We start from the raw sequence: 11,323 nt of genomic DNA on the forward strand, positions 1-11,323 counted from the left end.
TGCCGACGTTGGGAGGCGCCGGGCAAATCGTGGTTCAGCCGTAATGCAACCTCGGTTTCGGCTCGGTGCCGGTGAACTGCACGCCAATCCTGTCTTTGCGGCGCCAGCGGACCTCGCAGCGATAGCCGACGCTGTCGAGCGGCACGTAAAGAAGGAAGCGATCGGGAATCCGGGCCTCGAGCGGTATTTTCAGTTCGGCGCCGCCCGCATGCTGGTTGCGCAGCAAAACGGCGACTTCCGAATGGGACCCGGTGATGATGCTTGCACCCTTGAGCACGCGAGGGCGGCGCTCGCGCTTGGGCTTGCCCGGGTCTTGCTGAAGTGGGTCTACAGGTTTCGCCATCGATCAAACGCCAGATTGGCCGCTTCCTAGCGAAGAAAAATTAGCAAACCATTCATGCGGCACATCACAGGCGTGTGAATCCGCCGTGGCGCACGCGGCACAGGCCGGCGGCGGTCTAGGAAAATTTGTGCGGGTCGGCGCAGAAATAGGCGATGATCTGGCACAGGTCGGGTTCATGGACCATGCGCACCGCTTCGCTGGAATTGACCCATTTGCGGGTGCGGGCGTGTTTTTCTTTCCAGCGGTCGGCGATCTTGTCGACATGCAGCGGAAACACCAGCACCTCGCAGGGTACTTCTTCGCCGGAGGCCAGCACCTTGGCATAGAAGTAGCGACCGGCTTCGAGATGAGAGACGCTACCGCGCAATCCGGCTTCCTCGCCAGCCTCGCGTGCGGCCGCCTCGCAGAGCGGCTCCCTGGCCTCAGGCCAGCCTTTGGGAAGCACCCAGCGGCCGGTGTCACGGCTGGTGATCAGCATGATCTCGACACCGTTCCCCACATTGCGCCAGGGCAGGGCGGCAACCTGCAGGCGGCATGGAGCCATACCGAAGAGCCGTTGGACCCGTTCAGCCAGATGGTTGTGCGTCGTTGGCCTTATCAACATCGGAGAAGCTAGCCCCAGCCTCCAGAATCGTTTGCCGCCTCACGGATTCTACGACTAATCGTGACCAATAAAAGTAAAAACTTTGATCAGGCTGGCCGGTTCCCTCAACAAAGGTTGATTTCACAGGACATTCTGCCTTCGCGGGCTTGGCCGCGCAGGCAAATATTGTCGCTGGTGACGGCTTAAACTGGAAAAAGCGCCCGTTCCGAATCAGCCGGCGTGATCGTCAGCGATCGGCTTCTGATAGGTGAAGCCCATATCCCAGGGAAAATAGATCCAGGTGTCCTGGCTGACCTCAGTGACGAAAGTATCGACCAGGGGCCTGCCCTTGGGCTTGGCGTAGACGGTGGCGAAATGGGCCTTGGGCATCATCGCCCGTACGATACCGGCGGTTTTGCCCGTGTCGGTCAGGTCGTCGATGATCAGCACCCCGGCGCCATCATCGGCAAGCAGCGCCGGCGTGACTTCCTTCAGCACCTGCAACTGCCCCTGGCTGGTATAGTCGTGATAGGAGGCCACACAGACCGTCTCGATGATGCGGATGCCCAACTCGCGCGAGATGATCGCCGCTGGAACCAATCCGCCGCGCGTGATGCAGACGATCGCCTTCCATTGCCCCTTGTTGGTGCCGGCAAGCCGCCAGGCGAGCGCGCGGGCGTCACGATGGAACTGGTCCCAGGAGACCGGGAAGGCTTTTTCGGGAAGGGACATGTCTCGCGCACTCCGCAGCACGCGAGGACCGCGTGCAAGAAAACAGGGGAATGCGCGCGGAATTAACTGGAAACCCTTGGGTTTGGCAAGGGTGGCCACCAGTGATCGTTGTGGACTTATCGCGACAGGAAGGCCGCAACCTGCGCGGTGCGCAGGACCGTGCGCGTCACCCCGCCGAACAGAAGCTGACGCAGCCAGGAGTGGCTGTAGGCGCCAAGAACCAGGAGATCGGCACCGCTTTCGGCGACCCTGTTCTGGATCATGTCATCGACAGACGTGCCGCCCGATTTCAGCACCGAGACGCTGACGGTGGCGCCGTGGCGTGAAAGGGCGGAGGCGATTTCGGCACCGGCGGCTTCCGGGCTTTCGTCGAGCGTATCGGGCGGATCGATGACCAGTATGTCGGTTTTCTCGGCCTCGATGATGAAGGGCAACGCGTCAAAGGCGGCGCGGGCGGCTTCCTTGCTGCCGTTCCAGGCGAGCAGCACGCGTTTGAAGGTGGTGACCAGCGGGCCGGCGTGGGGCACCACCAGGACCGGCCGGCCGGCGTCATAGACCAGCGTATCGACGTCGGCACTGGGGTCGCCGCCGGTCTCGCGTTGGGCGGCTATGATGAGATCGGCGGCGCGCACGCTTGAAATGCCCGTCAGCGCGCTGTCGCCGGAAAAGCTCTCCAGGCTGCGCCACTCGAAGGAGAGGCCGGAATCCTCGATACGCCTGAGAAACACGGCCTGGAGTTTGTTGGCCCGCTCGCGGTTCATGTCGGCCGAGACCTGCAAGAACTCGGTGTCCGGGAATCCGGTTGCCGATGTGTAGGGTACAGGAAGCGCCTCGGCATGGATGCCGATCAGATGACTCTCGAAGCGGCTGGCAAGCGGAATGGCACAGTCGAGCACGCGCTCGGCATCCTGCTCGTTCTGCAGAATGGCAACCATCGTCTTGAAGCGCATGATGATCCCTCAATCTTGCGAGCGCCGAACCAGTCGGAAAGAAACGTGGCCGCGCCGTGCTTGGTTCCGGCCTCGAGCCGATCAGCCCGCCTTGACGGCGAATCCCGCCACCATAGCCTCGACATCGGCGCGCGCGGCGTCGAGCGCCTCCTGGCTACGGGCACGAACGACCAGTTCAGTCCAGAACTTGCCATCGCCATATTTCGGATAGGAGCCGATGATCGTGTCCGGATGCGCTTTCTGGATCTCGCCCAACGGCCCGCCGACAAGGCCTTCACCGAAGGGGCAGTGCACCGCCGCCGACAGCATCTTCGTGCCGGTCTTCAGCGTCGGCACGACATTGTCGAGCATGGCCTGGAAGATAGCGGGCACACCGGCCATTACATGGACATTGCCGATGCGGAAGCCGGGCGCCACCGACACCGGGTTGTCGATATGGTCGGCGCCGCGCGGCATCCGCGCCATGCGTTTGCGCGCCTCTGTATATTCGATGCCACGCGCGGCATAGCTCGCCTCCAGCATCGCGTAGGCCTTGGCATCGTATTCGCAGGGCACGCCGAACGCCTTGGCGATCGAATCGGCGGTGATGTCGTCATGGGTGGGACCGATGCCGCCGGTGGTGAATACATAGGTGTAGCGTGCGCGCACGGCATTCACAGCCGCGACGATCTCGTCTTCCTCGTCGGGGACGATGCGCACCTCCTTCAGGTCGATGCCGATCGCCGTCATGATGTCGGCGAGATGGCCGATGTTCTTGTCCTTGGTGCGGCCGGACAGAATCTCATCACCGATGACAAGCATGGCGGCGGTAACGATTTCGGGCATGAAGGCTCCGGCAAGACGGGTCGTCTGGGAAGGCGATGTCGCCTGAGATAGCGCGGCGCGCGGCCTGCTGCAATGCCACGCGGCCGGCGCTGTGTTTCGACCGGCCGGCGGCATCTGCATTCGCAATTCAATGTGAACGTGTCGACGGTGCCGGCCACATGCCGCAGTTCGTCGAACCGAAGCGGGTCGTTGATTTCATAGAGCGGATTGCAGCCCGTGCATTCCATCACCGCGGCCTCACAACAATTTCAATGAACCATCCCGCTGATCGCCGGGTTTACCCCGTGTCGCACCCAAGGCGGCCAAGATACGGAGTGATTCAATGTATACGAAACTTCTCGCGGCGTCGGTTCTGACAATCGGGCTCGCAACATCGGCGATGGCCCAGCCGTCGGACGGCACGTATTCCAGCCATCACAACTGGTGGCTGTTCGGCAATGAGGATTCCCAAGGCGTCGACCAGAGCACCACCGGAAGCATCAATGCGGATGGCAGTGGGCTGAACAGCCTTGGCAACCCTGGTCCGGTCGGGCCTTGTGCGTCCAGCACCCCTGGTCCCGATGCCAATGCCGGGCTGAACGTCAACGATCAGTACTGCGGCAAATAATTCCGCCGGGGCGGCTGCTGACCGCAGGACGTCGTCTCTCCTGACGTCCGCGGTCGGCACCCTGTCTTTGTGCGGGCAAGTTTTTTTCTGCTGGCAGTTTAGTCGGAAACCTCGGTCTGTGGCCGGTCGCGGCCATCGGCCAATTCCTCGTGCCATTTGCCCTCGGCGTCCTCATACTGGATGCCGTCCGTGGCGCCCGCGACTTGCTGCTCGGCCGAAGCGATTTCGGCGGCGCGCAACGCGTCCTGGTGGGTGGGAAACGTCTCCGAGAAGGTCGAGCCGACCTTGTAGGCCCAGCCACCGTCATGTTCGACGATCTTGTAAGTCAGCTTCGCCATTAAAAACCTCCGGTTGAAAGCTCCGCCTGCTCAATGCAGCCGGTCGTCGGATAGCCTGTCGTCGGGCACAAGCACTTCCGATTCCCTGGCGGCCTCGATCAGTGCCCGTCGTGCATCCGCTGTCGAACGATAACCTTCCAGCACTTTGAGGCAAGTGTCGAGAGCATCACGGTGACGCGGGCCGCGATTGAGCGGCCAAACCGTCATCAGGCACTCCGCCGCTTCCTGGGTGCTGCGGATATGGCGATATTTGCCGACATGGCCAAGCTCGACCACCACGGGCGTTTCAAAGGGTTTGCTGTCCATCATGGCCGCAACGCAAAGCAGCCAATTTGGTTTCAAAAATGGCCTTCAGACTGCGCCCAAAAGTCGCGTCGAGTTTGCAACGCGACTTAAGTTTGTTCGATGCATGTCGCTGGGCAGGACCGCGCCGGCATTGGGAGGTGGGATCGCTCAGCCCGCCGCCTTCATCCAGTGTTCCATCGTCGTCACCGAGCGGGCGAGCTGCGGCGCCGGATGGATCTTTTCGCTGAACGTGGCGGCCGCACGCCAACCCCAGCGTGGGTCGGCCAGGAAGGCGCGCGCCAGCGCCACCATGTCGGCGCGGCCCTCGGCGATGACAGCCTCGGCCTGCTTCGGATCGTCGATCAGGCCGACCGCACGGGTCGGGATCCCGGCGCCCTTGCGCACGGCTTCCGCCAGGTGCACCTGATAGCCGGGGCCGGTAGGCAATTTCTGCAACGGCGAGTTGCCGCCGCTGGAGCAGCAGAGATAGGCGACGCCCTCGGCCTTGAGCGCTTTGGCCACCTCGATCGCGTCATCGACGTCAAAGCCGCCATCGACCCAGTCCTTCACCGACAGCCGCGCGCCGAGCATCAGGCTTGGTGCTGCTTTCTTCACCGCCCTGGCGATCTCGACCGCGAGACGCATCCGGTTTTCCAGCGAGCCGCCCCAGCGGTCCGTGCGCTGGTTGGAGAGCGGCGACAGGAACTGGAAGATCAGGTAGCCATGCGCGGCATGCAGTTCGATGAAGTCGAAGCCGGCGCGTTCGGCCCGCCTTGCGGCCTCCGCGAACCGCTCGATGAGCTGGAGGATCTCGTCGTCTTCCAGCGCACGCGGCACGTTCCAGCCGGTGTCGTAGGCTATGGCCGAGGCTGAAACGGTCTGCCAGGGATCTTCGTTTGGCTGCAACGGCCCGCCGCCTTCCCAAGGCTTGCGGTTCGAGGCCTTGCGGCCGGCATGGGCAAGCTGCGTGCCGAACTTGGTGCCCGGGGCGGCAACGCGTCTGGCCGCGTCCAGCGCCCGCCGCGTGGCGGCTTCATTGTCTTCGGAATAGAGGCCGAGGCAGCCATGGGTGATACGCCCACGCCGTTCGACATCGGTCATCTCGACAGTGACCATGCCGGCGCCGGACATAGCCAGGTTCATCCAGTGGTAAAGATGCCAGTCGCTGGCCGAGCCGTCCTCGGCGGAATACTGGCACATCGGCGCCACGGCAATGCGGTTGGGAAAGCTGAGCCCGTCGAGCGTGATGGGCTGGAAAAGCGATGTCGTCATGGAAGAAACTCCGGGGAGGGAACCTGCTATTTAGGCAACGGATCTCCTCCGTGCCACACACGAGGGAGTGAAACGCCTGCTGGACCAATCGCTGGCCCGATTGCGCCGCAGCCGGTTCGCCGCTAGGGCTGCCTGCGCCAGCAGATCAGAGGTGTCCGATGGAAGACCGCGTTCGCATCCGCTCGGAAGAGGTTCTTTCCGACGATTGGGCGGTCCTGAAGAAGACCGTGCTCGACTATCGCCGGCGTGACGGCCAGTGGGAAACGCAAATCCGCCAGACCTATGATCGTGGCGATGGGGCGGTGATCCTGCCATATGACCCTTTGCGTTCGACCGTGCTTCTGGTGCGCCAGTTCCGCTATCCCGCCTACGTGACCGGCCATCGCGAACCGCTGATCGAAGCCTGTGCCGGACTGCTGGATGAAAACGATCCGGAGACCGCCATCCGCAAGGAAGCCGAGGAAGAACTCGGCTACCGCCTGAAGGATGTCGAGCGGCTGTTTTCGCCTTACATGAGCCCGGGCAGCGTCACCGAGCGGCTCTGGTTCTTCGTCGCCCGCTATTCGCCCGCCGACCGCATCTCCGCCGGCGGCGGCGCCCCGGAAGAAGGTGAGGACATCGAAGTTCTGGAAATGCCGCTCGACGAAGCGCTCGCCGGCATAACCGACGGACGCATCGTCGATGCCAAGACCATCATCCTGATCCAGCATCTGAAGCTGAACCCGATCGCGGCTTGAATCGTGTTCTGGTGCCCTCCAGGCTCCTGGCTTGGCAAATCTGGGGCCAGACAGTGCATCAACCGAGCGGAACTCGCTCTGCAACGCGCGGTAGAAACGTTGGACGAGGACTGTGATGTCGGGATTATATCGCGGTTTGCAGCCGGATCAGGTCCGCGCAGCGGCGTGATCGAGGCCAAACAGCGCCTGACGAAGCTCGATCCGCCAAATGCGGGATAACATTGGGATTGCTCAGAACGATTGCGATATTTCATCGCTGCCCGGACGGTCCGCGCCCGACCGTGGCGGGCCTTTTATGCCAACCCTACCGAGATGACGCTGACACGAACGATTTCTGAGGAGCAGCGGGCGTCGTCCGACGCGCGCGCACCTGGCTCCTGCAAGCCTGTAATATTAGCAATAAACGATATATTAATGACTGAGATGCAGCTTTGACACAGGGAGGGAACACGTTCTCGTCGACGTTCCAACGCGTCCTGGAGCGCCGGAAACGCTATGCGGAGCAAACGCATGAGTGTCGGAGCAGCTCTCGAACAATTGCTGCGGTTGATTCATCGCCGAGCCATGAGATTAGCGGCGTTGCCGGAGGATGAAAGGGATTCGCACTACGATCTCATCCGCCTGTCATGTTGCGCGGCCGCCGAGCACATTGGACAGAGTCCCGACAAGGCAGCCCTCACCGCAAACGATATGGTTGAGTTTGTTCGCGCGCTGGTCGGAATCATTGAGATGGGCGGTGGGCCAGACCACGGGCGAAGCACCGATCAGCGGCCACCGGTACGACATTTTGGTGGCCAAGAGAATGGCACCACGCGCATCTAACAAACGGGGACGAACGCCGTGGCGGCTCCGTGCGTTCCTTCTATGTCGAGCGCGCCACGAAGCATCTGCGCGCGATGTGCTGGTCCGCAACGCCGACCGCAAATCGACGCTCATGACCGACGAGTCGAACTTCTACACCTTCACTGGACAGGAGTTTGCCGACCACGCCACGGTCAAGCACACTGGCGGCGAATACGTTCGCTACGAAGCCGGCCGCATCGTCCACACCAACACAATTGAGAACGTGTTTTCAGTCTTCAAGCGCGGCATGGTTGGGGTCTATCAGCATTGCGGCGAGGCGCACTTGCACCGCTACCTTGCCGAGTTCGATTTCCGCTACAATCGCCACGCCAAGCTTGGCTTCACCGACCAGATGCGCGTTGACGCCATCATGGAAGGCATCGAAGGCAAGCGACTGACCTATCGAAGCGCTCACTAGAGCAAAGACCTTGCGCCAGAAGGCGCGCCGACTCCACAGAATGAGAAAGAAAGCGTAAGCGTTGTTTGGTCAAAGTTAAAAGGGGGGACCAAACATTATGCCTACTGACAGCGAACGCCGGATCGAAACAGCCTTAGATCAAATATCCGGGCAAATCGCGGCTCTTGCCGGCATCATATCGCAATTGCCAGACACGCAACGGCTAGACAGAGGACGAGCGAAAAGAGAAGCAAATAATTTCTTATCTTCGCCCAATGGGCGGCGTCACGCTGAGAAGCTAATTGACGATCTTCTTCCCGCATTTCCGAAAAAAGGCGACCAAGGTCAGGGATGACCGACTCTACCATTGGGGCGTTCCTTTCTTAGGAAAAAGCCCGCTCAATCAGCGGGCTTTTCTTCCTTTTTGACCGGCTTCTTACCGGGCTTTGCGCTGGCCTTGTTGGGGTCAGGCGGCGTCTTCACCAAGCGCTCCATGATGCGCCTCGTTTCATCCAGGTCTTTGTCGGTCTCAGCCATATGCCGGAATTCCCAAAAGAGCTAGTTTTCCGCCCAACGCGCGACGAAACCTACATCGCATTTGCTGCTGCCGTCGACGCTTGGTCGAAGGTCGAATGGCAAATGATGTTTCTGTTCAATTCCGTCAGCACTCCCACCGATCTTAACAAGTCTGGCTCGATCCTCCTGTCAATCATCGGGATTCAAGCGCAGTTGCGCGTCATAGAAGCAGCTGCGCGGTCTCACCTTCGCAAACACCCCGATCTTCTGAAAGACGTAGAACGCACAACCGAAAAAATCGGGAAGAAGGCGACGGTCAGGAACCGTATAATTCATGGGCGATGGAATGAAACGCATCACTTTATTGGCGAAGAATACCAGCATACTGAACTGCTCCGCACCTTCTCTGTCGAGCAGATTTTCGGTCCTAGCTACACAACGGAACAAGAGCGGAAGGCTTTGCTAGGAAAATTCCTTTTCGACAAAGCCGAACTCGACAAGGCAGCCGAGATGTTCGAGCATTTATCGAAAACCATATTTGAACTTCAGTTCAGGATCGTGAGCGCGTTCCTGCCAAGATTGGGTTAGCGAGCAGCTGCGCAGCAATCAGCTCGAAACGCGACTGAGAATCGTTAGCACCAACGCCAAGCCCAACCGCCTCGCGTATTTCGTTCGCAAACGCGGTTATGATTTCTTGATCTGTTGGCGGGTTTCCGCCTAGTGCCGGCCTGTCGCCTTCCGGCTTATGTGATTTGGTCGCTTTTGTCATGTATATAATTAGGAATGTAATCCTTCCGTAGCGGCGACCCCTTCAAGAACGGAGATCGCCAAATGGCCAGGAGCAAACCATCCAAACAGCTTTCCGAGGCGGAAATCGAGCGCTTCCTAGCGGCGGCCGAGGCGCTTCACTTGAGCATCGTGAAGCCATTTATATCGCCGCAGTGCAATCATTACCGCTCAATGCAAGACCTTCATGAGGCGCTGTTGAAGGCCGTGCGGGAAGTGACGGGAAAGGAGGTCGAGTTCATCCAGTGGAATACCACGGGGCCGGTGCGGCCGAGTGACCCTTATGAGATCAACCCGCTACAGCGTGGCCTATAGCGATGCCCAGGCCGATCGCGAAGCCTTGCGGACGCGTCGAAGCCCTATCTATCTACGTCGTTTCAAACAAGCCCCGACGTTTGGATCAGGTGGGCAACTCTCATACCGAGGCGAATGGTGAATTCGCCTTGATTGGCGGCGAAGTCCCAGCCGAAAATTGCCGCCCAGCCAAAAAGCACAATGGAGAAGCGCATGCTCCAATTCTAAATTGGGCGCATTGAACAAACGTTAAGGTGTGGCTTGGCTGGTGTGCGCTCGGCCCGCAGACTGTGAGCGGCTTTGACGACGGCAGGGGCATCCCATACGACGATCGCGAACTGGACAACAGCGACGATGAGGACGACGGCACCGAGGAGCCGACGCTAGGCGCACCGAACCGTCACCACAATCAAACGCATTGGGCGGACGGCGCGCGTGGCGACCATGAACGGGAGGTATGCACCGACCGCGAAATGGACCATGCCGAGTGCGATTTTCCCAGCTTTATCGAGGGCGGGCAGGGGATCTGAAATCCCCAGTTTTATCAAAGTCTAACGACCGGGAAAGCGAACTGGAAAGGACACTTAGTAACAGTTGATTCAACCATTGCTGGTATTATTCCATGTATGGTGGCGGCTCCGACAGTGCGGCGGGGGCTGGGTTGCCGGAGCCGCCTGCGCAGTCCGGTTGGGGTTTGACCGCGCTGTTCCAAAATAGGACAGCGCGGTCAACGATTCATTAAGATGCTCCCCAGCACCTCCGCTGATTGCCCGGCGGCTTCGGCTTCCGGGCCTTTTTACTGCTCAGTCGAACTCCGCTGGTGTGTCAGGATCGTTCGACCAGATGGTCTTGCCATCCTTGTCGATCGCCAAGAACAGGAAGCGGCGCGACTCAAAAATCTCTTGAGCTTTGTTTTTTGCTTCCTCGCGGTCCTCAGTTTCCAAAAAGCAATAGGTCCACTCGTCTTCGCTGTTCGAGGCCCAAACCTGATAGACGGCCATTACCATCCCCTTTTTGGCCCAACCGCTTAATGGCCGGGCTGTGTCTTTTTAATCGACCCCGTAAGCAAAATTATTGCAGGCTTCGAATCCTCTGCACCAACCGGAACTTTAGGCCTTCCTCCGGGCTGTATGTGACATCATCCACCGCGTAGATCGCGATGTAGCCCTTGCGTTCGAAGCCAATTAGGTTTCCAGCAGCATCAACGATCGGTTTGTCGTCGGTGAGGATCACCCGCTCGGTTTGTTGAACTGCTTGGACCAATTCCAAAATTTGCGAAGAGTTAGCGTAGCCTTGCCTCTGAAAGCGGTCGTGGTGGACGAGACCTTTGACCCAATACTTGTGGACGCATGGGAGGCTCTCTCCGTCGACATTGGCGAACCACGATCCTCGATGGCCCTTAGCTTTTGCTGGCGTCATGCAAGTGTTCTCCCTCCTAGTTGACTGTCTCGGCTACCTTGGCGGCTACCCACGTCACGTTTTTTCAGGGTAGCCTACGGCAATGGTAGATTTCAAATAAGTAAGCAATTTCAAAGTGGTGCGGACGACGGGAATCGAACCCGTACGATCAGAGATCGAGGGATTTTAAGTCCCTTGCGTCTACCAATTCCGCCACGTCCGCAGGCCAGCCCTTTTCAGATGCCAGACACAGGCCGTCAAGTCGTGTTCTCGCGTTCTCGAACGCGCAACCCAGAGGAGGGGCGCGCGGCGATACTGGCGCGATCGCGGAATTATCAACGGCGCAGGCATTGCTAAACATCCTCGCGGTGGATTTGATCCGCCAAGGCCGGCGCCTCTCAGGCCCACCCCATTCCC

General features: G+C 59.9%; 19 protein-coding genes, 1 tRNA gene and 1 pseudogene. 8 read left to right on the forward strand and 13 right to left on the reverse strand.

The window, feature by feature from the left end:
• Nucleotides 1-34: 34 nt before the first annotated feature.
• The 5 genes from FJ938_RS13530 to FJ938_RS13550 form a co-directional block, all read right to left on the reverse strand.
• Complete coding sequence (locus FJ938_RS13530) at nt 35-343, reverse strand: PilZ domain-containing protein (RefSeq protein ID WP_140694409.1); 309 nt, start codon at nt 341-343, stop codon at nt 35-37.
• Nucleotides 344-458: 115 nt separating this feature from the next.
• On the reverse strand, nt 459-947 hold the full coding sequence (locus tag FJ938_RS13535; RefSeq protein ID WP_140607522.1) for an NUDIX hydrolase: 489 nt from the start codon (nt 945-947) through the stop codon (nt 459-461).
• A gap of 210 nt (nt 948-1,157) precedes the next feature.
• On the reverse strand, nt 1,158-1,658 hold the full coding sequence (gpt, locus tag FJ938_RS13540; RefSeq protein WP_140607521.1) for a xanthine phosphoribosyltransferase: 501 nt from the start codon (nt 1,656-1,658) through the stop codon (nt 1,158-1,160).
• Nucleotides 1,659-1,774: 116 nt separating this feature from the next.
• Nucleotides 1,775-2,608: a universal stress protein gene (locus FJ938_RS13545; protein WP_140607520.1), complete on the reverse strand. Its 834-nt coding sequence runs from the start codon at nt 2,606-2,608 to the stop codon at nt 1,775-1,777.
• A gap of 81 nt (nt 2,609-2,689) precedes the next feature.
• A complete protein-coding gene (locus FJ938_RS13550) occupies nt 2,690-3,433 on the reverse strand; it encodes a competence/damage-inducible protein A (RefSeq protein WP_140694411.1) in 744 nt (247 codons plus the stop codon).
• Between the two features lie 322 nt (nt 3,434-3,755).
• Here FJ938_RS13550 and FJ938_RS13560 point away from each other — a divergent pair, with 322 nt between their 5' ends.
• Complete coding sequence (locus FJ938_RS13560; RefSeq protein ID WP_140607518.1) at nt 3,756-4,040, forward strand: hypothetical protein; 285 nt, start codon at nt 3,756-3,758, stop codon at nt 4,038-4,040.
• Between the two features lie 98 nt (nt 4,041-4,138).
• Here FJ938_RS13560 and FJ938_RS13565 read toward each other — a convergent pair whose 3' ends face one another.
• The 3 genes from FJ938_RS13565 to FJ938_RS13575 all read right to left on the reverse strand — a co-directional run bounded on the left by FJ938_RS13565 (nt 4,139) and on the right by FJ938_RS13575 (nt 5,935).
• Entirely contained in the window at nt 4,139-4,378 is a 240-nt protein-coding gene (locus FJ938_RS13565) for a DUF2188 domain-containing protein (protein WP_140607517.1), read from the reverse strand.
• A gap of 30 nt (nt 4,379-4,408) precedes the next feature.
• The gene (locus FJ938_RS13570) at nt 4,409-4,687 is read right to left on the reverse strand and encodes a DUF982 domain-containing protein (protein ID WP_095770306.1); all 279 of its coding nucleotides are present in this window, start codon (nt 4,685-4,687) and stop codon (nt 4,409-4,411) included.
• Between the two features lie 144 nt (nt 4,688-4,831).
• Nucleotides 4,832-5,935 carry an NADH:flavin oxidoreductase/NADH oxidase gene (locus FJ938_RS13575; RefSeq protein WP_140694414.1) on the reverse strand — a complete coding sequence of 368 codons (1,104 nt, stop codon included), beginning with the start codon at nt 5,933-5,935 and terminating at the stop codon, nt 4,832-4,834.
• 158 nt (nt 5,936-6,093) lie between these two features.
• On the opposite strand from FJ938_RS13575, the gene FJ938_RS13580 reads away from it, so the two are divergent.
• The 4 genes and pseudogenes from FJ938_RS13580 (at nt 6,094) to FJ938_RS13595 (ending at nt 8,267) form a co-directional block, all read left to right on the forward strand.
• On the forward strand, nt 6,094-6,672 hold the full coding sequence (locus tag FJ938_RS13580) for an NUDIX domain-containing protein (RefSeq protein ID WP_140694416.1): 579 nt from the start codon (nt 6,094-6,096) through the stop codon (nt 6,670-6,672).
• Nucleotides 6,673-7,182: 510 nt separating this feature from the next.
• A complete protein-coding gene (locus FJ938_RS29465) occupies nt 7,183-7,494 on the forward strand; it encodes a hypothetical protein (protein WP_181169082.1) in 312 nt (103 codons plus the stop codon).
• A gap of 58 nt (nt 7,495-7,552) precedes the next feature.
• A pseudogene (locus tag FJ938_RS13590) lies at nt 7,553-7,933 on the forward strand (IS1595 family transposase); the annotation flags it as partial.
• A 97-nt stretch (nt 7,934-8,030) separates the two neighbouring features.
• Complete coding sequence (locus FJ938_RS13595) at nt 8,031-8,267, forward strand: hypothetical protein (RefSeq protein ID WP_140607514.1); 237 nt, start codon at nt 8,031-8,033, stop codon at nt 8,265-8,267.
• Between the two features lie 44 nt (nt 8,268-8,311).
• On the opposite strand, the gene FJ938_RS29470 is transcribed toward FJ938_RS13595, so the two are convergent.
• Nucleotides 8,312-8,449 (reverse strand): hypothetical protein, encoded by a 138-nt coding sequence (locus tag FJ938_RS29470; protein WP_181165518.1) that lies wholly within the window; start codon nt 8,447-8,449, stop codon nt 8,312-8,314.
• On the opposite strand from FJ938_RS29470, the gene FJ938_RS13600 reads away from it, so the two are divergent.
• Nucleotides 8,450-9,016, forward strand: coding sequence for a hypothetical protein (locus FJ938_RS13600; protein ID WP_140607513.1), 567 nt, complete (start codon nt 8,450-8,452; stop codon nt 9,014-9,016).
• A gap of 243 nt (nt 9,017-9,259) precedes the next feature.
• Nucleotides 9,260-9,529 (forward strand): hypothetical protein, encoded by a 270-nt coding sequence (locus FJ938_RS13605; protein ID WP_140607510.1) that lies wholly within the window; start codon nt 9,260-9,262, stop codon nt 9,527-9,529.
• Between the two features lie 62 nt (nt 9,530-9,591).
• Here FJ938_RS13605 and FJ938_RS30270 read toward each other — a convergent pair whose 3' ends face one another.
• Nucleotides 9,592-9,723, reverse strand: a complete 132-nt coding sequence (locus tag FJ938_RS30270; protein ID WP_281406639.1) for a hypothetical protein — start codon at nt 9,721-9,723, stop codon at nt 9,592-9,594.
• A gap of 75 nt (nt 9,724-9,798) precedes the next feature.
• On the opposite strand from FJ938_RS30270, the gene FJ938_RS13610 reads away from it, so the two are divergent.
• Nucleotides 9,799-10,038 (forward strand): hypothetical protein, encoded by a 240-nt coding sequence (locus FJ938_RS13610; RefSeq protein WP_140694418.1) that lies wholly within the window; start codon nt 9,799-9,801, stop codon nt 10,036-10,038.
• Nucleotides 10,039-10,311: 273 nt separating this feature from the next.
• On the opposite strand, the gene FJ938_RS13615 is transcribed toward FJ938_RS13610, so the two are convergent.
• The 3 genes from FJ938_RS13615 to FJ938_RS13625 form a co-directional block, all read right to left on the reverse strand.
• Nucleotides 10,312-10,509: a hypothetical protein gene (locus FJ938_RS13615; RefSeq protein WP_140694420.1), complete on the reverse strand. Its 198-nt coding sequence runs from the start codon at nt 10,507-10,509 to the stop codon at nt 10,312-10,314.
• A gap of 70 nt (nt 10,510-10,579) precedes the next feature.
• Nucleotides 10,580-10,927, reverse strand: a complete 348-nt coding sequence (locus FJ938_RS13620; RefSeq protein WP_140607507.1) for a hypothetical protein — start codon at nt 10,925-10,927, stop codon at nt 10,580-10,582.
• 116 nt (nt 10,928-11,043) lie between these two features.
• A tRNA-Leu gene (locus FJ938_RS13625) sits at nt 11,044-11,129 on the reverse strand.
• Between the last annotated feature and the right edge of the window lie 194 nt (nt 11,130-11,323).

Origin of the sequence: Mesorhizobium sp. B2-4-14 (assembly GCF_006442155.1) — a bacterium.
In the GTDB taxonomy this organism is placed as follows: domain Bacteria; phylum Pseudomonadota; class Alphaproteobacteria; order Rhizobiales; family Rhizobiaceae; genus Mesorhizobium.

Bases quoted from the DNA above. Each gene is read 5' to 3' on its own strand.
- FJ938_RS13600 (WP_140607513.1), top strand. From the start codon at position 8,450: ATGCCGGAATTCCCAAAAGAGCTAGTTTTCCGCCCAACGCGCGACGAA.
- FJ938_RS13530 (WP_140694409.1), bottom strand. From the start codon at position 343: ATGGCGAAACCTGTAGACCCACTTCAGCAAGACCCGGGCAAGCCCAAG.
- FJ938_RS13615 (WP_140694420.1), bottom strand. From the start codon at position 10,509: ATGGCCGTCTATCAGGTTTGGGCCTCGAACAGCGAAGACGAGTGGACC.
- FJ938_RS13605 (WP_140607510.1), top strand. From the start codon at position 9,260: ATGGCCAGGAGCAAACCATCCAAACAGCTTTCCGAGGCGGAAATCGAG.
- FJ938_RS13560 (WP_140607518.1), top strand. From the start codon at position 3,756: ATGTATACGAAACTTCTCGCGGCGTCGGTTCTGACAATCGGGCTCGCA.
- FJ938_RS29465 (WP_181169082.1), top strand. From the start codon at position 7,183: ATGAGTGTCGGAGCAGCTCTCGAACAATTGCTGCGGTTGATTCATCGC.
- FJ938_RS13550 (WP_140694411.1), bottom strand. From the start codon at position 3,433: ATGCCCGAAATCGTTACCGCCGCCATGCTTGTCATCGGTGATGAGATT.
- FJ938_RS30270 (WP_281406639.1), bottom strand. From the start codon at position 9,723: ATGCGCTTCTCCATTGTGCTTTTTGGCTGGGCGGCAATTTTCGGCTGG.
- FJ938_RS13580 (WP_140694416.1), top strand. From the start codon at position 6,094: ATGGAAGACCGCGTTCGCATCCGCTCGGAAGAGGTTCTTTCCGACGAT.
- gpt (WP_140607521.1), bottom strand. From the start codon at position 1,658: ATGTCCCTTCCCGAAAAAGCCTTCCCGGTCTCCTGGGACCAGTTCCAT.
- FJ938_RS29470 (WP_181165518.1), bottom strand. From the start codon at position 8,449: ATGGCTGAGACCGACAAAGACCTGGATGAAACGAGGCGCATCATGGAG.
- FJ938_RS13535 (WP_140607522.1), bottom strand. From the start codon at position 947: ATGTTGATAAGGCCAACGACGCACAACCATCTGGCTGAACGGGTCCAA.
- FJ938_RS13620 (WP_140607507.1), bottom strand. From the start codon at position 10,927: ATGACGCCAGCAAAAGCTAAGGGCCATCGAGGATCGTGGTTCGCCAAT.
- FJ938_RS13565 (WP_140607517.1), bottom strand. From the start codon at position 4,378: ATGGCGAAGCTGACTTACAAGATCGTCGAACATGACGGTGGCTGGGCC.
- FJ938_RS13575 (WP_140694414.1), bottom strand. From the start codon at position 5,935: ATGACGACATCGCTTTTCCAGCCCATCACGCTCGACGGGCTCAGCTTT.
- FJ938_RS13545 (WP_140607520.1), bottom strand. From the start codon at position 2,608: ATGCGCTTCAAGACGATGGTTGCCATTCTGCAGAACGAGCAGGATGCC.
- FJ938_RS13570 (WP_095770306.1), bottom strand. From the start codon at position 4,687: ATGATGGACAGCAAACCCTTTGAAACGCCCGTGGTGGTCGAGCTTGGC.
- FJ938_RS13595 (WP_140607514.1), top strand. From the start codon at position 8,031: ATGCCTACTGACAGCGAACGCCGGATCGAAACAGCCTTAGATCAAATA.